The organism is Winogradskya humida (assembly GCF_016862215.1).
GTDB lineage: Bacteria > Actinomycetota > Actinomycetes > Mycobacteriales > Micromonosporaceae > Actinoplanes > Actinoplanes humidus.
Window position 1 is genome coordinate 70,301 of sequence record NZ_BOMN01000101.1, and the last position, 18,395, is coordinate 88,695.

General features: G+C 71.5%; 14 protein-coding genes. 5 read left to right on the forward strand and 9 right to left on the reverse strand.

Annotated features, from left to right (window positions below):
• Positions 1-42 precede the first annotated feature (42 nt).
• The 3 genes from Ahu01nite_RS35325 (at position 43) to Ahu01nite_RS35335 (ending at position 4,120) form a co-directional block, all read left to right on the forward strand.
• A complete protein-coding gene (locus Ahu01nite_RS35325) occupies positions 43-1,605 on the forward strand; it encodes a CBM96 family carbohydrate-binding protein (RefSeq protein ID WP_203841064.1) in 1,563 nt (520 codons plus the stop codon).
• A gap of 79 nt (positions 1,606-1,684) precedes the next feature.
• On the forward strand, positions 1,685-1,945 hold the full coding sequence (locus tag Ahu01nite_RS35330; RefSeq protein ID WP_203841065.1) for a hypothetical protein: 261 nt from the start codon (positions 1,685-1,687) through the stop codon (positions 1,943-1,945).
• Positions 1,946-2,011: 66 nt separating this feature from the next.
• The gene (locus Ahu01nite_RS35335; RefSeq protein WP_239159378.1) at positions 2,012-4,120 is read left to right on the forward strand and encodes a M6 family metallopeptidase; all 2,109 of its coding nucleotides are present in this window, start codon (positions 2,012-2,014) and stop codon (positions 4,118-4,120) included.
• Between the two features lie 7 nt (positions 4,121-4,127).
• On the opposite strand, the gene Ahu01nite_RS35340 is transcribed toward Ahu01nite_RS35335, so the two are convergent.
• The 4 genes from Ahu01nite_RS35340 to Ahu01nite_RS35355 are packed head-to-tail and all read right to left on the reverse strand — an operon-like array spanning position 4,128 to position 7,268.
• The gene (locus Ahu01nite_RS35340; RefSeq protein ID WP_203841066.1) at positions 4,128-4,880 is read right to left on the reverse strand and encodes a dienelactone hydrolase family protein; all 753 of its coding nucleotides are present in this window, start codon (positions 4,878-4,880) and stop codon (positions 4,128-4,130) included.
• The gene (locus tag Ahu01nite_RS35345) at positions 4,877-5,467 is read right to left on the reverse strand and encodes a hydrolase (RefSeq protein WP_203841067.1); all 591 of its coding nucleotides are present in this window, start codon (positions 5,465-5,467) and stop codon (positions 4,877-4,879) included. The genes Ahu01nite_RS35340 and Ahu01nite_RS35345 overlap by 4 nt, the downstream gene beginning before the upstream one ends.
• A gap of 8 nt (positions 5,468-5,475) precedes the next feature.
• Positions 5,476-6,831 (reverse strand): MFS transporter, encoded by a 1,356-nt coding sequence (locus tag Ahu01nite_RS35350; protein ID WP_203841108.1) that lies wholly within the window; start codon positions 6,829-6,831, stop codon positions 5,476-5,478.
• Positions 6,832-6,836: 5 nt separating this feature from the next.
• Positions 6,837-7,268: a MarR family winged helix-turn-helix transcriptional regulator gene (locus tag Ahu01nite_RS35355; RefSeq protein WP_203841068.1), complete on the reverse strand. Its 432-nt coding sequence runs from the start codon at positions 7,266-7,268 to the stop codon at positions 6,837-6,839.
• A gap of 127 nt (positions 7,269-7,395) precedes the next feature.
• Here Ahu01nite_RS35355 and Ahu01nite_RS35360 point away from each other — a divergent pair, with 127 nt between their 5' ends.
• Positions 7,396-7,983, forward strand: coding sequence for a MerR family transcriptional regulator (locus Ahu01nite_RS35360; RefSeq protein WP_239159379.1), 588 nt, complete (start codon positions 7,396-7,398; stop codon positions 7,981-7,983).
• Positions 7,980-10,382: a VIT domain-containing protein gene (locus tag Ahu01nite_RS35365; protein ID WP_203841069.1), complete on the forward strand. Its 2,403-nt coding sequence runs from the start codon at positions 7,980-7,982 to the stop codon at positions 10,380-10,382. The genes Ahu01nite_RS35360 and Ahu01nite_RS35365 overlap by 4 nt, the downstream gene beginning before the upstream one ends.
• 52 nt (positions 10,383-10,434) lie before the next feature.
• On the opposite strand, the gene Ahu01nite_RS35370 is transcribed toward Ahu01nite_RS35365, so the two are convergent.
• The 5 genes from Ahu01nite_RS35370 to Ahu01nite_RS35390 form a co-directional block, all read right to left on the reverse strand.
• A complete protein-coding gene (locus tag Ahu01nite_RS35370) occupies positions 10,435-11,721 on the reverse strand; it encodes a hypothetical protein (protein ID WP_203841070.1) in 1,287 nt (428 codons plus the stop codon).
• A 274-nt stretch (positions 11,722-11,995) separates the two neighbouring features.
• Positions 11,996-12,391 (reverse strand): RidA family protein, encoded by a 396-nt coding sequence (locus Ahu01nite_RS35375; RefSeq protein WP_203841071.1) that lies wholly within the window; start codon positions 12,389-12,391, stop codon positions 11,996-11,998.
• Positions 12,391-13,350, reverse strand: coding sequence for a threo-3-hydroxy-L-aspartate ammonia-lyase (locus Ahu01nite_RS35380; RefSeq protein ID WP_203841072.1), 960 nt, complete (start codon positions 13,348-13,350; stop codon positions 12,391-12,393). Before Ahu01nite_RS35380 ends, Ahu01nite_RS35375 begins: the two co-directional genes overlap by 1 nt.
• Positions 13,351-13,367: 17 nt before the next feature.
• Positions 13,368-15,059: an alpha/beta fold hydrolase gene (locus Ahu01nite_RS35385; RefSeq protein WP_203841073.1), complete on the reverse strand. Its 1,692-nt coding sequence runs from the start codon at positions 15,057-15,059 to the stop codon at positions 13,368-13,370.
• A 48-nt stretch (positions 15,060-15,107) separates the two neighbouring features.
• Positions 15,108-18,374 carry a hypothetical protein gene (locus Ahu01nite_RS35390; protein ID WP_203841074.1) on the reverse strand — a complete coding sequence of 1,089 codons (3,267 nt, stop codon included), beginning with the start codon at positions 18,372-18,374 and terminating at the stop codon, positions 15,108-15,110.
• Between the last annotated feature and the right edge of the window lie 21 nt (positions 18,375-18,395).

The following is an 18,395-nucleotide window of genomic DNA, read 5'->3' on the forward strand; positions in this document are numbered from 1 at the left end:
CCGCCCGGCCGAGACGCCGGGCAGACGCGGGGGAGAAAACAGATGCTGAAGAAGTCGATGACCGCCCTGATCGCGATCACGGCCGGCGCGGGCGCGTTCGGACCGGCGGCTCACGCCGCGACCCCAGCCGCGGACAAGACCGGCATCACCCTCGCCGCCACCGACGACACGTACGTGTCGAGCAGCCGTAAGAACACCGTCTTCGGCGCCGACGTAAAGCTGGCCGTCGGACGCCTGGGCAGCGACAGGAAGGTCGGCTTCCTGCGTTTCGTGGTTCCCGCCGGCACCAAGGTCACCGGCGCTGTGCTGAAGCTGGCCGTGGACGGCAGCGCCGCCGGCAAGTACACGCTGAACCGGGTCGCCGGCACACGCTGGTCCGAGAAGACACTGACCGCGGCGAACGCCCCCGCGCTGGGTGCTGTCGTGGCGTCGGCGACCGTCACGAAGGCCGCCGACGTGAGCTTCGACCTCGGCAAGGTCGTGACCGGCCCGGGTGTCTACTCGTTCGCGCTGCAGTCGGGCGCCAAGGACGTGGTGACCCGGTTCCGCAGCGCGGAGAGCAGCACCGGACCGGCGCTGCGCATCAGCACGAAGACGGCGGCCCTGCCGGCCGAGACCATCCCGCCGGCGATCGAGGACGAGGACATGCCGCCTCCCTCGTCGTCAGCGGGACAGTGCACGACGGGCGCTCTGCTCGTACCCTCCTGCGGGGTGCTCTGGGGTGCCGCCGCCGGTGGTTTCACGACGGCCCCGCGCGATGCCGCGCTGCAGGACTGGGAGAAGCTCAGCGGTCGCACGGCGAGCATCTTCCACACGTACCACAAGGGTGATGAGCCTTTCCCGACCCGGGCCGAGATGGCCATGGCCCGCGACACCGCCCACCCCCGGGTGCTGCTGATCAACTGGAAGATCGCGTACGGCTCCGACTGGGCCAGGGTCGCCAAGGGTGAGCAGGACGCGCGCATCGACCGGTTCGCCGCCCGGATCAAGTCCTCGTTCCCCGAGAAGTTCTTCCTCGTCCTCAACCACGAGCCCGAGAACGACGTGGCCGAGACCGGCGCGGGCATGCAGGCCAAGGACTTCGCGGCGATGTACCGCCACACGATCCTGCGGCTGCGCGCCCAGGGCGTCACCAACGCGATCAACGTCCTCGCGTACATGGGCAACGAGAAGTGGATGGCGAAGTCCTGGTGGAACGACCTCTACCCGGGCGACGACGTCGTCGACTGGATCGGCCTGGACTCGTACGTCAGCGCCGAGCAGGGCGCCTACCACGCCGGCCTCTTCGGTGACCTGCTCGACCGCGCCCCCAAGGGTGGCCAGGGCTTCTACGACTGGGCCGCCACCAAGCACGCGTCCAAGCCCCTCATGGTCGCCGAGTGGGGCGTCTACCACCGCGTCGGCATGACCGCCGACAAGACCGCCGCCTTCCGCAGCGTCCTGCCCGAGCTCGCCAGGCGCAAGCAGATCAAGGCCATCGTCTACTTCGACACCAAGCACGACGACCAGGGCGACCGCGACATCAGCATCGACAGCACGCCGGCCAACCTCGCCGCCTTCCGCAAGCTCGCCGCCGACAAGCTCTTCGACGTCACGATCGGCTGAACCATGAGATCGAGCCGCCCCGCGATCATGCGGGGCGGCTCATCGGCGTTGGGCGCGGCGGGGGCGCTAGGGTTGAGGGATGCCGATCGGAGCGCAGCCGCGTGGGCGGCGGGGGACGGTGGGAGAGCCTTACAGTGCGCTCAACCTCCGGCTGGTTCTTGCCGCTTTCGGGTTTGTCGTCTGCGGCGTGTTGTCGGTGCTGTTGTTCCGGGCCGGGTGGACCGTGCCCGGGTGGTTGCTCGCCGCGTGGGCGGTGGTGGCTGTTGCAGACGTCGTTGTCGTTCAGTTGCGGCGGCGGGCGCGGGCTCGGGACGGCGGGGATCACTCCCTGTTCGAGTAGCTCTAACAGGCGAGGGTTGTCCGGAATAAGAAGTTATGGGTGTTAAGTCCCTGTAGCGTCCTGCGGGTGCGCGCATACGTCCGCCCCTGCCTCGCCGCCGCCGCAGCCGCTTCCCTGCTGCTGACGCCGCTGCCCCTGCAAGCCTCCGCCGCCTCCCGGCAAGCCCCGGCCGCACCAGAGCAAGCCGCTGTGCCGGAACACGCAGGCGGCTTGGTGGACGACACCCGGGAGCCGGTGCGGAGAACCTATTCGACGGCGGGGCTGGGCTTCGGGCGTACCGTCAGAAAAGGACGGGCGAACGTCGAAGTCGGTGCCGTCCGGCAGTGGCTCGGTCTGGACGATGCGAACGGCAACTATTACCGCAAGGATTTCACCCTGCGGGCGGTCGGGGAGCACATCGAGGTCTGGGTCGCGAACGATCTGCGGTTCCCGGAGCGTGACTGCCGGCCGCGCGATTCCACCGATGTGACCGACGCCCAGGTGGGTGCGCTGGTGCACGAGTTCGACACCACGATCTGGCCGCGGGAGACGAGTGCGTTCAGCACGCCGCCCGGGCGGGACGGCACCGATCCGCTGATCACCGGGGACTTCACCGGGGACGGGGAGAAGACGGTGACGCTCGTCGACAATGTGCGCGACGACAATTTCTACACGTTCCCCAAGGCGCCGACCTATATCGCGGGCTTCTTCTCACCGCAGATCAACGAGCTGGTCGACCGCAATGTGATGACGATCGACGCGTACGACTGGAAGCATCGCACCGGCGCCACCCCGCCCGATGAGCCGACCGGGGACGTGTGCACGAGCCGGCCCGCGCGGCCCCGGATGTACGAGGGGACGTTCGCGCACGAGTGGCAGCACCTGTTGCAGCAGTACACCGATCCGGACGAGGTGACCTGGGTCAACGAGGGGTTGTCCGACTATGCGCAGACGCTGGTCGGCTATGTGGACGCGAGTGCCACGATCTACCACCCGGGCGCGGACACGCATCTGACCTGTTTCCAGGGGTTCGCGGTGGTGGAGACGAAGTACAACGCCAATCCCCGGGAGTGCGGGGGTGCCCAGAATTCCCTCACGCTGTGGGACGAGGGGTCGCCGGCGGAGGTGCTCGCGGACTACGGGAACGCGTACCAGTTCATGCTGTATCTGCGGGACCGGTTCGGGGCGGAGGCGCTGTCGCGGCTGCACCGCGACGGGGCGCATCAGGGGCTGGCGGGGGTGCAGGCGGCGCTGGGTGATGCGGTACGCCTCTACGGCGTCCTGCACGATTTCCAGACGATGAGCCTGGTCGACAAGACGGTCGGCGATGACGGCGTCATGGTGGGCGTACCCCTGGCGAGGGTGACGGCGCCGAGTCTGCGCGCCACGGTCAACCTCGCGAACCCCGCCTCCTACGACTGGGCCGGCGCGGCGCCGAACGGTGCCGACTACGTGCGGCTGCGCGACGCGGACGGGCATTACCTCACCGGTGCCGAGGTGACGTCGGCGCGGTTCACGGGGGCGAGGACGCTGCCCGCTCTGCCGCTCACGTGGACGGTCCGCGACGGCGCGCTCTTCTCAGGGCGCGGTAACACCATCGACGCCACCGCGGTGGTCGCCGTGCGGGTGCCCAAGGACGACCCGGCGCTGACACTGCAGGAGGCCTACGGCGCCGAGAACGGCTACGACTACGGGTACGTCACCGTGTCCACGGACGGCGGGAAGTCCTACACCGCGGTCGCCGGCGATCACACGGTCGACGGGCCGCTCGGTCCCGGCGTCACGGGCAGCACGGACGGGCTCCAGCCGCACACCTACGACCTGTCCGCGTACGCCGGGAAGAAGATCCTGCTCGGTTTCCGCTATGTCAGCGACGGCGCGGTCGACGAGGGCGGCTGGTACCTCGACGACATCTCACTGGGCAGCGTGACGATCAGCGACGGCACCAGCCTCGCGGCGTTCCGCTCGCCGACGCAGATCGTGCCGGACGCGGTGCACGCGTGGAGCGTACGGCTGATCGGGCTGGACGACGACGGGCCGCGCGCGCGGCAGGTGCCGGTGACGCAGGTGAGTGCGCTCCGGGCGTACGAAAAAGTGGTCGCTGTTGTGTCCTACGACGAGCCGACCGGAAAGCTGAAGCAGTACGCGCCCTACGTCCTGCAGGCGAACGGCGTGATCCAGCCCGGCGGCAGTTAGGGATCGATCAGGCGAAAACCTCGTCGAGGAAGCCGGTGAGCCGCTGCCAGCTCCGGGCGTCGGCCTTGGGCCGGTACGCGTCGATGCCCGGCAGCGTGAACGCGTGCGGCGCCCCGGAGTAGCTGATGATCTCGAAGTCGGCGCCGGCCGCCCGCAGTTCGTTCTCGTAGGCGACGAGCGCATCGTCGGGGACGACCGGGTCCGCGGCTCCGGTCAGGATCAGCAGCGGCGCCTTGATGTCACCCGGGTCGCTCGCGTCGTGGGTGCTGAGCGCGCCGTGGAACGAGGCCGCACCGCGCAGCGCCGCCCCCGTGCGCGCGAACTCCAGCGCCGCGGACCCGCCGAAGCAGTAGCCGATGATCGCGATCCGCTCGGGGTCGACGCGCGGGTCCGCGGCGAGCTGCTCGTAGCCGGCCCGGACCCGCTCGCGCATCAGCGGCAGGTCGCCGTAGTACTTCATCGCCTCGGCCTGCGCCTGCTCGTGCTCCGTGGGGCGGATGCCGATGCCGTAGACGTCGACGGCGAACGCCACGTAACCGAGCCGGGCCAGCATCTGCGCCCGGACCTTCGGATAATCCCGCAGTCCCGTCCAGTCGTGCACGACAAGGATGCCGGGGCGGCGTTCGCTGATCGCGGCGTCGTGCGCGACGTAGCCCTCGAGGGTGACGTCGCCGTGCCGGTAGCCGACGGTCTCCTCCTCGATCCGCGCGCCCGCGCCGGCGGGGACGGAGTCGAGGAGGGTCTGGTGTTCTGGTGTCATGCCGCCACCGTAGCCGTGATCTTGCGCAGGATCTCGGCGGTGGTGCCGGTCTCGCCGAGGCGGGGAAAGATCCGCTCCACGCTGTGGGTGTGGGCGTCGGCGCTCCGGTCGGTCATCGCGTCCGTGGCCAGCGTGACGTGGTAGCCGTGCTCGTAGGCGGCGCGGGCGGTCGACTCGACGCCGATGCTCGTGGCGATGCCGGTGAGGACGATCTGGGTGACGCCGCGGCGGCGCAGTTGCAGGTCGAGATCGGTGCCGTGGAACGCGCCCCAGTTGCGCTTGGTGACCAGGATGTCCTCAGGGTGCCCGGCCAGGTCGTCGACGATCCGGTCCCAGCCCTGCGGCGGCGTGGCGCCCCGGGTGCTCGGGATGTCCGTGCGGCCGGGTGCCGCGTCCGCGCCGTCCGGGGCGAAGCTCACGCGCACCAGCACCACAGGCAGGCCCGCGGCGCGGAAGGCGCCGGCGAGCTCGGCCGAGCGCGCGGTCACCTCGGCGGTCGGGTAGGGCGCGCCGGTCGCGCCGACGATGCCTTTCTGCAGATCGATGACGACCAGGGCGGTCTTCGGGTCGAGGGTCGTGACGGGCATGCGGATCCTTACTTCTCTGCGTTGACCAGTTTCAGGGACCGGTCGGGGATGATCACGACGAGCATGAGCGTCGCCGCGCCGAGCATGAAGATCGCCAGGTGGTGCAGGCCGGCGGTGCCGGCGTCCGCGCCGAGGAAGGCGCCGTTCGCGGCGGAGGCGAGGATCGCGCCGAGGTAGGTGAACGTGCGCAGCAGCCCGGCGCTCTGCCCCATCCGGTCGGCCTGCGCCTGATGGAACACGGCGTTCTGGTTGGCCAGGTTGTTGAGGCCCTGCGGGATGCCGACCACCAGACCGAGACCGATCAGGGCGATCAGCGGGGTGCCCTGATCCACGACGAGCAGCAGCGCGCACGCGACGATCTGGGCGGCCGCGCCGACGAGGAGTTTGGCGCGCACGCCGCGGTGCCGGCCAGTGATCGTGGAGACCACGATGGCCATCAGGAACGAGGGCAGCAGGATCAGGCCGGCATGCGAGGCGCTGAGGCCGCGGCCCGCCTCCAGCCACTGCGTATACCCGTAGATGAAGGCATAGGAGACGGCGTACGCCAGCAGGTTGCGCCCGTACGTCGTCAGCAGCGGCCCGTTCCCGCCGAGGACCCGGAGATCCAAGAACGGTTCCTGGGTACGCAGTTCGCGCAGCGCGAAGCCCGCTCCCCCGGCGACGGTCAGCGCCAGCAGCCACAGCGTGACCACGTGCGGCTCCATCAGGAAGAACAGCAGCGCCGTCAGCGACACGGCGAACAGTCCGATGCCGATCACGTCGAAACGCGGCCGTTCCCGCGGAGCCACCGTGCGCGGCAGCCGCCAGATGCCGAGGACCAGGCACAGCAGCGCCATGGGGACGTTGATCGCGAAGATCGTGCGCCAGCCGCCGAGCCCGATGAGCAGCCCGCCCACGGTCGGCCCCACCACGGCGACGGTCTGCGCGCCCACGGCCAGCGCGGTCAGCACGCCGGCCGGGCTCTTCGCGCCGGTGCGCTCGGCCTCGCGGCGGACCAGGTACATCGCGGCGGGGTAGCCGGCGCACGTACCGAATCCGATCAGGACCCGCGCGATCACCAGGACCCACAGGTCCGGGGCGAGCGCACCGGCCAGGCCGCCGAGACCCAGCAGCACGGCACCGCCCAGATAGAGCTTGCGCGGACCGTACGTGTCGACGAGCTTGCCGACCACCGGCTGCCCCACGGCGGTCGCGAGGTAGAGGCCCGACACCAGCCAGGCCGTCTGCGCCGGGGACGCCCCGAGCGCGAGACCGATCGGGATCAGCGCGACGGCGATCATCGACGAGTTGACCGGGTTGAGGACGGTGCCCAGGAGCATCGGCGGGATCAGCCGCCGGTCGAACGCCGCGGGCGCGGTGGTCATCGTGGTCACTGCTCGCTCACCTTCTCCAGCAGGGCGAGCGCGGCGATGATCGTCTGACGTTCCTGCTCGGTGCAGCGCTCGTCCAGCGCCTTCGCCAGCCATTCCTCCCGCGCCTGCCGGCTGCCCTCGATCAGCTCGCGGCCGTGCGTGGTCAGGGAGATCAGCTGGCGGCGGCCGTCGTGCGGGTCGGGTCGGCGCTCGATCATGGCGCGTTCGGCCAGCACGGCGAGGGTCGCGGCGATCGACTGGGGGCGTACGCGCTCGGCGGCCGCGAGATCGCTGGCCGAGGCGGCGCCGTCCTTGCTGAGCCGGCTCAGCACCGAGGTCTGTGAGGGGGTCAGGTCGTCCAGGCCGGCGACCTCTTTGAGCCGGCGGCGCAGACGGCCGACCACGACCCGGACGTCACGGGCTGCTTGAGCGGCGGATGCGGAGGTCATGGTGCTGAGCGTAAAACCTTCAGTTCAAACTGTCCAGTCTTAACTGTCTTTCTGCGCTGACGTCTCCTGGATGTCCGCGACTCCTCGGTGAGCGCGACGTTGACAGTGTCATGATGACAGTGTCAGTATGGTCGGCATGTGGACGATGGACGAGTTGGTGGATCGGGTACGCCAGGCGCTGGCGGCCGAATACGCCGGTGCGCCCAACGGCCGGGTCCGCGACGTCCCCGACCGGCGGGCCATCCGGTGGTACACGACAACCGGCCTGGTGGACCGGCCCTCGGGGATGCGCGGGCGCAGCGCGCTCTACGGCCCGCGGCACCTCGCGCAGATCGTGGCGGTCAAGCGGCGGCAGGCGCAGGGACACTCCCTGGCCGCCATCCAGGCCGAGCTGACCGGCGCGAGCGAGGCGGAGCTGGCAGCCGTCGCTCAACTTCCGGTTGTCGCGCCTCTTTCGGGGGAATCCTCTCCGGCACCGGCGCGCTTCTGGGCCGCCGCACCGTCCCTGCCTGCGGCGCCGTCCCCCGGCCCGCGCCGCCCGGCCGCATCGACCGAAGTCAGTGGCATCACTCTAGGAGGCGGAGCCGTTCTGGTCCTTCCCGTACGTCTCTCCGCCGGCGACCTGGACGCGGTGACCGCCGCGGCCGCACCCCTGCTGGCCCTGCTGCACGACCGGGGCCTGCTGATCACCACCGAAGATGGGAGCCCGTCATGACAATTTCCGTCACGCCGATGGAGCCGGCGGAGCTCGGCCGCATCCGGATCCTGCCCGACGCGGGGCTCGGCGCGCTGCGCACCGAGCGCGGCAACCTGCCCCTCGACCGTCTCGACGTGCAGGCCAGGATCAGCGGCCTGGTCGCCCGCACCACGGTGACCACCGAGTTCGTCAACGCGTACGACACCTCGCTCGAGGCGACGTATGTGTTCCCGCTCCCCGACCGGGCCGCGGTGACCGGCATGACCATGACCGCGGACGGCCGCACGGTCGAGGCCGAGCTGCAGGAGCGCGGTGCGGCGCGGCAGACGTACGACCAGGCGATCGAGGCCGGCAAACGCGCCTCCATCGCCGAGGAGGAACGCCCCGACGTCTTCACCATGCGCGTCGGCAACATCCAGCCCGGCGAGCGCGTCACCGTCGAGCTCACCCTCGTCGGCCCGCTGCCGTGGGAGGACGACGCCGCGACGTTCCGGTTCCCGCTGGTGGTCGCGCCCCGCTACGTGCCGGGCAGGCCGCTGCCGGGCGAGCCGGTCGGCGACGGTCAGCTCCGCGACACCGACGCCGTACCCGACGCCTCCCGCATCTCTCCCCCGGTGCTGCTGCCCGGCTTCCCCAACCCGCTGCGCCTGTCCATCGGCGTCGACATCGACACCGCCGGCCTGCCGCTGGGCGAGGTCCGCTCCAGCCTGTACACCGTCACCACCACCGGCGGCCGCGTCGAGATCGCCGAGGGGGAACGCGCCGACCGCGACTTCGTCCTGCGCCTGCCCTACGAGGGAAACGGTTCCGGCGCGGTGTTCGTCCCCGATGAGACCGGCGGCACCTATCAGCTCGTGGTGACGCCGCCGGTTGTCGCCGACGGACCCGCCCGGCCCAAGGACGTCGTGCTGCTGCTCGACCGCTCGGGCAGCATGGGCGGCTGGAAGATGGTCGCCGCCCGCCGCGCCGCCGCCCGCGTGGTCGACACGCTCACCGCCGGCGACCGCTTCGCCGTGCTCACGTTCGACCACCAGGTGAGCCACCCCGACGACCTCGGCACCGGCCTGTCCGACGCCACCGACCGGCACCGCTTCCGCGCCGTGGAGCACCTCGCCCGCGCCGACGCCCGCGGCGGCACGGAGCTGCTCACCCCGCTGCGCGACGGCCTGGCGCTGCTGTCCGACGTGAAGGAGCGCGACCGGGTGCTGGTCCTGGTCACCGATGGCCAGGTCGGCAACGAGGACCAGATCATCGCCGAGGTCACCAAGCTCGTCGGCACCACCCGCATCCACACGGTCGGCATCGACCGCGCGGTCAACGCGGGCTTCCTCGGCCGCCTGGCCGCGATCGGCGCCGGCCGCTGCGAGCTGGTCGAGAGCGAGGACCGCCTCGACGAGGCCATGGAGCAGATCCACCGCCGCATCGGCGCACCCCTGGTCACCGGCATCACCGTGACCGGCGTGGAGCAGGACCGCCCCCAGTCGATCTTCCCGGGCGTCCCGCTCGTGCTCTTCGGCCGCTACCAGGGCGACGCCCCGGCCACCGTCACCGTCACCGGCACCACCCGCGACGACCAGCCGTTCACCGTCGACGTCCCGGTCGACCAGCGCGACGAACCCGCGGTGACCGCCCAGTGGGCCCGCACCTGCCTGCGCGACCTGGAGGACCGCTACGCCGCCGGCGACCAGACCCTGGAGGAGCAGATCGTCGCGATCTCCCTGCGCTACGGCGTCCTGTGCCGCTTCACCGCCTTCGTCGCCGTCGACACCGAGATCGTCGCCGAAACCGGCAAACCCCGCCGCGTCACCCAGCCCGTCGAGTCTCCGTCGGGCTGGCAGCGCTACGAATCGGTCGACGCCTCCTTCATCGTCGCCGGCGCCGCCCCGCCCGTGCCCCCGTCCTTCTCGGGCGCTCCGGCGGCTCCCCCTGCCCCCAGCTTCGCCCCGGTCCGCGCCCAGGCGGCCCCCGCCGGTGCCCCCGGTGCGCCCGGCGGCCCCGCACCCTTCGCTGCCGTGCCCTCCGCGATGATGCGCGCGGCCCGCACCCCGGCTTCCGGCCGCATGGCGAAACTGGCCGCTGCCCCCACCAGCACCGGCCTGACCCTCGACGAGCTCACCGCCATCGTGAAACTGGAGGCCACCCGTCTCGACGAGGCCCGCGACCGCTCCGCCCTCGAACGCCGCGACCTCCTCGCCGACCTCGCCACCCGCCTGACCGCCCTCCTGGAAAACATGACCGGCCCCGAGCTCGAACCCCTGCGCGACCTCACCCGCCGTCTGTCCACCATCGACGACCTGGCCGGCGCCTGGGCCGATGCCTACGAAACGCTCACCGCGTTCAGCTCCGGCTCCGGCTCCGGCTCCGGCTCCGGCTCCGGCTCCGACGGGTCCTCCCGCAAGCCGTTCTGGAAACGCTGACCCCACCCGGTCCGCAGCTCCCGCCGTCACGCCGCGGGAGCTGTGGCCAGGGTCAGAACCGCTTGGTGATCCAGCTGACGCAGCCGTCGCTGAGCTCGTCGAACGGGACGCCGTAGTTCTTCTGCGCGGCCCTGTCGAGGGTCATGCTCCGGGTCCGGTACATGTCCTTGATGAAGCCGAGCATCGCCGGCTTGCCGTACTTCTGCGCCATGCAGTCGACGGCGAACGCGCCCCAGCCGTAGAACTGGTTGATGGTCGGCAGTTTCGACGTCACCGACGGGCGTCCGACGTCGAGGGAATGGTAGGGCTTCCGGCTCTTCACCAGGGTACGCACGGCCGGTGCGCGGTCGCTGGAGGTGGCCGGGCGCCCGTCGTAGGAGACGTATTCGGCGAAGCCCTCCGACAGCCAGTCGTAGTACATCGTGACGGGGACCTGCCCGACCCCGGTGCCGTCGAACGCGACGACGTGACCGAGCTCGTGCTGGATCACCGCCCGGGCGTCAGCGGCGCCACCCAGCGCCGAAGCCTTGAGCACGACCTCCGACTGGATGTCGTTGATGGAGAACGCCTGACCCCGGTAGCCCTCCTCCTCGCCCGACGTGAACCAGGCACTCCACTCCTTGTCGGTGGCGAGGTAGATCCGATACCGGTTCGGGGAACTACCCAGCTTCGCGGCGTACCGGTCCGTGACCGCGGCTGCCTTGTCCGCGATGGCGGCCAGTTCCTTGATCCGCCTGTCGTGCCCCCGGGTCGCCCCGATCGTCACCCGCTTGCCCCGCGCGAACACCATCCCGCCGTTCTGCCACGGCGTCGGCTCGTACTGCCCGGGCTTCTTCGACTTACCGACGCCCTCGATCAGCCATCCGCCAGTTGCCTTGCGCAGGCTCAGATGCTGGGTGATCGACGGCGAGCCCAGCGGCCCGGCCCTGTCCCCACCGGCGCATTCGGGCCGGCTGAAGCAGTAGGTGATGCCATAGTCGGACTGCCAGCGCAGATCGTTCTTGCTGGTGATGTCGATCGACCCGGTGTTCTCGTAGGCGAAGCCGGTGACGTCCAGCGCCTGCATGGCCGTGTAGAGATCCCGGTAGTACGCCACGACCTTCGGCTTGGCCGGATCGACGGTGGCGAGCCACCCGGTGAGGTCGTGCCGCAGCAGCGCCTGGGCCTGCCGGTCGAGCACGTCCTTCACGATGAAAGAGGTCAGCCCCGAGTAGGGATCGTTGGCCGGGCTCATCGCCGTCCGCCCGGCGGGCAGTGTGAACGGCTCACCCGTCGCGACGTACCTGGTGAAACCCTCCGCCTTCCCGCTCTGCGCCGGACCCGTCACCACTACAGCCACGGCGCCGCCCACAGCGATTACGGCTGCGAGCGCGCCGCCTAGAAGCAGTCGCTTCCGGGACCGGCGGGCCGTCGATGCCTCCGGATGGGGCTGAACGGGATCGGGCGTCACCGGCTTGTCGGGCCGGGCGCCGGAACTGTCGTCGAACGAGGAGGATCGTAGGTGCACGATCGCCGATCCAACCAGCTCACGACGTTCCGCGCCGCCCCGCTCCACACGACCACGGTGATGTTCGACGAGATTGCCGACCCCACAGGCCGGCAATCATCGATCTCTAGACCGCTGTGCCGCTCGGGACGACCGCGGTGATTTCGATGGAGATGCGGCGGCCGCCGGCGAGGCCGACGACGGCGGCGGTGCGGGCGGGTGGGTCGGTGGGGAAGGTGTCGGCGAAGACCGCGTTGATCACGGGGAGGTCGGCGGGGTCGGTGTAGAGGACGACGGCGCGGACGACGCCGGGCAGCCCGGAACCGCAGGCGCGCAGGATGGTGTCGATGTTGGTGAAGGCCTGGCGGCATTCGGGTTCGAAGCCGCCCTCGGGGACCGTACCCGTGGTCTGGTCGATGCCTGTCTGGGCAGCCAGGAAGAGCAGGTTGCCGACCTTGACCACGGGCGAGTAGTGACCGTTCGGGCGGGGCAGGCCCTCGGCTCGGACCACCTCGTGGGTCATCAGACCCCCTCGGCGAGCAGCTCGGCCAGGCGGGCCGCGCCGACGTTGCCGCCGGAGAGGATGACACCGATGCGGGCGGGGACGGGGGTCACGCGGCCGGTGAGGAGGGCGGCCAGGCCGGTGGCGCCGCTCGGTTCAAGAACGAGTTTGAGGCGGTCGACGGCGAAGCGGAGACTGTCGCGCAGCTCGTCATCGCTGACCAGGACGATCTCGTCGACGAGGTCCTTGTTCAGGGCGAAGGTCAGTTCGCCGGGGGCGGTGGTGGCCTGGCCGTCGGCGATGGTGCGGGGGACGTCGATGGTGATCCGTTTGCCCGCTTCGAGGGAGCGCAGGGTGTCGTTGCCGGCTTCCGGTTCCACGCCGATGACGCGGATGGCGGGGTGCAGGCCTTTGGCGGCGATGGCGGTGCCGGCGATGAGGCCGCCGCCGCCGACCGGGACGACGATCGCGTCGAGTTCGCCGGCTTCTTCGAGCAGTTCCAGGGCTGCGGTGCCCTGGCCGGCGATGACGTGCGGGTGGTCGAACGGCGGGATGAGAGTGAGGCCGCGTTCCCCGGCGAGGGTGCGGCCGATCTCCTCGCGGTCGGCGGTGTAGCGGTCGTAGAGCACGATCTCCGCGCCGTAGCCGCGGACGGCGTCGAGCTTGGCCACCGGGCTGTCCTGCGGCATCACGATCACGGCGGTGCTGCCCAGTTCGCGGGCGGACAGGGCGATGGCCTGGGCGTGGTTGCCCGACGAGAACGTCACCACGCCCCGCGCGAGCTGCTCCGGGGTGAGCTGGGAGAACGCGTTGTAGGCGCCCCGGAACTTGAACGCCCCGACGCGTTGCAGGTTCTCCGCCTTCAGGAAGACGCTCGCGCCGACGAGGTCGTCGAGGGTCCGGGACCGGATCACCGGGGTGCGGTGCGCGACCCCCTTCAGTCGCTCGGCCGCGTCGCGTACATCCTGCAAGATCACCATGCCGGTCAGCCTAGTACTCAGTAGAGGCCCTGTTTGGGGGCGTCCGGGGCGGGGAGGCCGGCGGCGACGATGTCGGCCTTGGTGGCGGTGAGCAGGTTGAGCTTCGGCGTGGCCGCGGAGTCCGTGCCGGTGTCGAGGGTGGTGGTGAAGGGCTGGGTCGCCGTGCAGACCGTGCCCTTGGCCGGGAGCGTCTTGTGGAGCAGGTAGTTGTCGATGCCCTTGGTGACGCAGGGGGACGACGTGTACGCGGTGTGGCCGAAGTTGTTGCTGCTGAGGAGGCGGGCGTTGCCGAGCTGGTTCGCGGAGCCGACCGCTTCGTAGTAGTTGGTGGCCGGGTCCCAGTAGCTGCCGACGACCAGGACCGTGTTCTTCGTGGTCCTGGTGAAGGGGCCGGTGTAGGCGTCCTCGTCGCGGACCGTCCAGGCGTCGCGGGCGCACGGGGCGCTGGCCCAGGCCCAGGCGGCGCCGAAGTACCTGGCGCGGGCGGAGGCCTTGGCGACCTTCGCGGGCCAGTTGGCGAGGTGGGCCGGGTGGCGGCCGTCGGTGCACATCACGGAGGCGTACGCGTCCAGGGAGTTGTCGTACGCGAAAGCGCGGCGAAGCCCGGTGGAGGCGGCCCCGCCGTGCATCAGCGTCCAGACGTCGGCGGCGAGGCCCGTGACCTGAACCGGTGCGTCCTGGCCGTAGAGGGAGCTGAGGACGGCGCCGATGAAGGCGGCGTACGTGAGCTTCTCCCCCTGGATCGTGAGGGGTTTGGCTTTCAAAGCGGCCGTGATGGTGGCGAAGCGGGCGACCGGGTTGCCCGCCGCGAACTCGCATTTCGCGGTGCCGGCCTGGTCGCACAGGGTCAGGATGCGGTGCAGGGCCTTCTCGGCGCCGACGGCCGAACCGAGGCGTACGTCCTGGACGGTGTTCTGCGTCCTGGCCGTGCCGACCCAGTTGCGGGGGTTGATGACGCCGTCGACGGCGATGACGCGGAACCGGTCGGGGAACATGTTCGCGTAGTACTGGCCGAGGGCGGTGCCGTAGCTGAAGCCGAAGTAGTTGAGCTTGCTGTCGCCGACGGCGCGGCGCATGACCTCCATGTCGCGGGCGACCTCGGCGGTCGACATGGAGCCGGCCAGCGGACGGCCGGTGGTGGAGCAGCCGTGGGCGAGTGTGCGAACGCTCGTCAGGTACGCCTTCGTCTCCGCGGCGCCGACGGGGAACGCGACGTTCATGCCCTTGAGGGCCTTGGTCTGCGTACCCGTGTCGGGGAAGCAATTGACCGGGTCGCTGGAGCCGATGCCGCGCGGGTCCATGCCGACGATGTCGAAGCGTTCCAGGATCGACTGGCTGAACACGCTCGGCGCGGCGAGGGCCAGGTTGGTCGCCGAGGCGCCGGGGCCGCCCGGGTTGACGAACAGGCTGCCGATCCGGTGCTTCTGGTCGGTGGCCCTGACGCGCAGCAGCGCGATCGTGGTCTGCGCGCCGTACGGGTGGTCGTAGTCCAGCGGCACCTTGGCCGTGGCGCACTGGGCCCAGCCGTAACACGCGTACCAGTGCAGCTTCGGCGTGGCCACCCGCCCCACCCGCCGCGCCTCGGTCTCACCGGTCACCGCGCTGCGAGCCGCGCTCGACGACGAATGCGCGGCGGCCTGAACCGGGGCCGGGGACAGCAGGGCCGACACGGCGAGACCGGCGGCGACGAGACGGGAGAGGAGCGGCATGACCGTCTCTTCGGCTTCCCGTCCCGCCTCGTCAGGAAAGGTCCGGTTTCAACTGTGGTGCTTGATCTTCACGCCGTAGGCCTCGGCGGAGACGTCCGGGTCGGGGTGGTCGCGCAGCCGCTGCAGCGCCTCCTGCCAGGGCGGGCTCCACTGCTGCGAACCACCCGGCGCGAGCAGGGCCAGCGCGAGAAGTCCCCCGGCCAGGTCGCCGCGATCGGTGAGCTGCCGGGCCGCGGGCAGGCCGAGCTCGGGCCGGGCCGTGAACGAGTAGCGCCGAATACGATCGAGCTGAGAGGCGAGCCGCACCGCGACCGCCGGTCGGGCGGCGACAAGATCCGCTATCTCGGCGAGCCGGTCACCGAGCGCGTCGGCACCGGCCGGACGAAGATCCGCGAGCGCGGTGAGCAGTCCGGCCGCGTCGCTCAGGAACGCCGGGTGCGGTGCCAGCTTCCGGGCTGCTTCGCGTACGCGCTCCGCGTCCCGGACCACGTTGTCGCGCGCCCACGAGGTCAGCCGGTCAGCGATCGCGTTCAGCCGCCGCCGCGCCGGACGGTCCCGGACCGCGCTGCCGGGTTCGGGGTCCGCGAGGTCCAGGGCCACGAGCAGGTCGAAGACCTCGTGCAGGAACTCGGGGCCGGAGTGCCGCACCAGGGCTTCGGCGAGCGACCCCGCGAGCAGCTCGTGCACCCCGGATTCCGGGTCCGCGAGCACCTCGGTCACCTGGCCGGTCACGTCCGGCGCCCACGGGATCCACGGGACGAGGCTGTTGTACGCCGCCGCAGCGATCTCCGGGTCGGGACCGGTGCAGGCCGCGACGACGAGCGGCGCGAACCGTCGGCGGTCGGGCTCGGCCAGGTCATCGGGATCAACCGCCAGCACGGCCCGCACCTCGGCCCGGTCGGCCGACGCCAGGGCCTCGGCGTAGATCTGCCAGACGGTCTCCGCGGGCAGGTAGGCGCGCACCGACCCGACCACGGCGGCCCGCACGTCGGGGTGGGTGCCGGGGACTCGCCACACCTCGGCGAGCAGGCCGAGGGAGTCCGGCGGCCCGTACCGGCCGAGGAGCCGCACCACGGCCTTGAAGCTGCTCACCCGCAGCGCCGGGGCGAGCAGGACATCGCGCAGCAGGGCGAGCAGCTCGGAGCCGCTGACGAAGCGGGCCGCGCGGGCGGCGGCTTCCAGGGCGACCTTGGCCCGGTCGCCACCCACCTGAGCGAGCAGCACCGGCAGCGCGTCACCGGGCCGGTCCGTCCAGGGCAGCGCGGCCAGCGCGGCTTCGGCCAGGACGGTCCCGGGCGCGTCGAGGTAGACGCCGAGCAGCTCGCGGCCGGCGACCGGGACCCGGGCGAGATCCTTCAGCACCGCCGCCCGGGCGCGTTCCTCCCGGCCGGTGTCAGCGGCGATCGCGGCCAGCACCTCGGCGTAGGCGCGTTGCTGCCGTGGCAGCCACCGCCGCACACGCAACGGCGGCCCGGGCCGCCGGACGCGCGACGCCGCACTGGGCTGCTGGTCACCCGACGAGCCGGATCCCTGATCCGGGCCTGGCGCGAGATCGGCCAGGACCGGGTCGAGCAGGGTGGTGCTGTAGCCGGTCACCTCGCGCCACACCGCGGCGAAGCGCCCGGCTGACGGGTCCGCTTCCAGCAGCTCCGCGGTGCGCGCGGCCCGGGAGCTCGGGTCGTCCAGCCACAGCTCGACGGCGTCCTCGCGCACGTCACCGGAGAAGCGGCCGCCATCGGAGAAGGAGAAAGCGGGCGCGGAGGAAGCAGAGGCGGAGGCAGAGGGCGGCAGCGCGGCGATGCGCAGCAGATCCTGAATTTCCGGCACGTGGCGGGCCCGCGGGCCGAGGAGGCGCGCGAGGGCGACCAGCGCGGTGGTGTCCGTGGCGATCCGCTTGCCCAGAGCGGCGGCGAGGAGGTGTTCCGCACCGGGGAGCAGCGGTTTCTCCAGCCATCCCGGGATCTCCACCCGCGCGGCCATGCCGAGTGCCCACCGCGTGACCGCGTCGTCGGCGTCGCGCCGGGCCAGCACCGCATACGGGAGTTCACCCATCAGCTCCTGGCTGCGGGCCGAGAAGTCCCGGGCGTCGAGCGACGCGTCGGTGAACGCGGTGAGCGCGGGCGCGACCGCCGGGACCAGGTGCGGGATGAGCGTGGGGAGCTGCTGCAGTGCGAGGCGGCGCACCTTGTCGCGCTCGTTGCGGGCCCCGGCGAGGCGCTGCAGCACCTCCGGCAGGGCGGCGGGTTCCCGGCGGGCCACCCCGATCATCTTCTCGTACGCGGCAGCGCGCCGGCCGGGGTCCGGATCGCGCACCGCCCGGTCGAGCACGGGCAGCGCCTCGGCGGCCGGCAGGTACTGGCTCCACTCGATCGTCAGCTGCTCGTCGGCCACGATCTGCGGCAGGGCGAGCACGCGACGCGCCTCGCGATGCCTCCACGCCGCCGGCAGCAGGTCAACCCGATAGGCAGCCGGAACGATCTCCTGCGGCGCCACGTCGTAGACCTCGCCGCGCCGCTGCGGGGCGAGGACCGGCAGCAGGTCGCTGGAGAGCGCGTCGAGGGCGGCCAGTTCCGCGGTGCTCAGCTCCCGGAAGTGGCGCATGAGCGCGCGGCCCCGATGGCGGTACGAAACGCCCCGGGCGATCATCAGTGCCGCGACCCGCTCGGGGAAGCGGGCGGCGAGCGGGACGAGGTCGATCTCGGGGAGCTCGCCCGGCGCGTACCGTTCGAGAAGATCGAGGACCCCGCCCGGTTCAGTTCGCGCACACGCGCCGACCGCATCGGCCAGCGCGTCCCACTCCGGGGTCTCCAGGGCCGCGAGCTGCGCGGCGGCGTGGTCGAGGATCGCCGCGGCGTGCCGGCGGGCGAGGACCTTCCACGAGACGATCGCGTGCGCGAGCTCCGGGAGCAGCCGCGCGACGACCGGTGCGGTGCAGGCGGGCAGCACCACGGCCGCCTCGCGATCCCCGTAGCGCTCGCGGACCAGGTCGATCACGTCGTCGCCGGAGCCCGGGCTCCGGCGCAGCAGCCGCAGCACGAGGTGACGCAGGACGGGAGTGGCGTCGGCCAGCAGCTCCCCGGCCGTGGACCAGCCGAGCCTCAGCGCCTGTCGCGCCGCTTCCCCGCGTACCGACGGATCCGGATCTTGCAGGGCCTGGACCACGACGGACCGGGACCCGAACGCCGCGGCCGCCGTCACCGCCAGGTAGCGCTCGTCAGGGCCACCCGCCGCGAGGGTGGCGATCCCGGCTTGCGGATCGGGAAGCTCACGCAGCGCGCGCAGCAGGGCGGGGATCGTCAGTGGGTAGGGCAGCACCTGCGGATTCTGCCCCACCCA

Excerpts from the sequence above, each read along its gene's own strand:
- Ahu01nite_RS35325 (WP_203841064.1), top strand. The coding sequence starts at position 43 with ATGCTGAAGAAGTCGATGACCGCCCTGATCGCGATCACGGCCGGCGCG.
- Ahu01nite_RS35330 (WP_203841065.1), top strand. The coding sequence starts at position 1,685 with ATGCCGATCGGAGCGCAGCCGCGTGGGCGGCGGGGGACGGTGGGAGAG.
- Ahu01nite_RS35340 (WP_203841066.1), bottom strand. The coding sequence starts at position 4,880 with ATGACACCAGAACACCAGACCCTCCTCGACTCCGTCCCCGCCGGCGCG.
- Ahu01nite_RS35345 (WP_203841067.1), bottom strand. The coding sequence starts at position 5,467 with ATGCCCGTCACGACCCTCGACCCGAAGACCGCCCTGGTCGTCATCGAT.
- Ahu01nite_RS35350 (WP_203841108.1), bottom strand. The coding sequence starts at position 6,831 with ATGACCACCGCGCCCGCGGCGTTCGACCGGCGGCTGATCCCGCCGATG.
- Ahu01nite_RS35355 (WP_203841068.1), bottom strand. The coding sequence starts at position 7,268 with ATGACCTCCGCATCCGCCGCTCAAGCAGCCCGTGACGTCCGGGTCGTG.
- Ahu01nite_RS35360 (WP_239159379.1), top strand. The coding sequence starts at position 7,396 with ATGGTCGGCATGTGGACGATGGACGAGTTGGTGGATCGGGTACGCCAG.
- Ahu01nite_RS35365 (WP_203841069.1), top strand. The coding sequence starts at position 7,980 with ATGACAATTTCCGTCACGCCGATGGAGCCGGCGGAGCTCGGCCGCATC.
- Ahu01nite_RS35375 (WP_203841071.1), bottom strand. The coding sequence starts at position 12,391 with ATGACCCACGAGGTGGTCCGAGCCGAGGGCCTGCCCCGCCCGAACGGT.
- Ahu01nite_RS35380 (WP_203841072.1), bottom strand. The coding sequence starts at position 13,350 with ATGGTGATCTTGCAGGATGTACGCGACGCGGCCGAGCGACTGAAGGGG.
- Ahu01nite_RS35385 (WP_203841073.1), bottom strand. The coding sequence starts at position 15,059 with ATGCCGCTCCTCTCCCGTCTCGTCGCCGCCGGTCTCGCCGTGTCGGCC.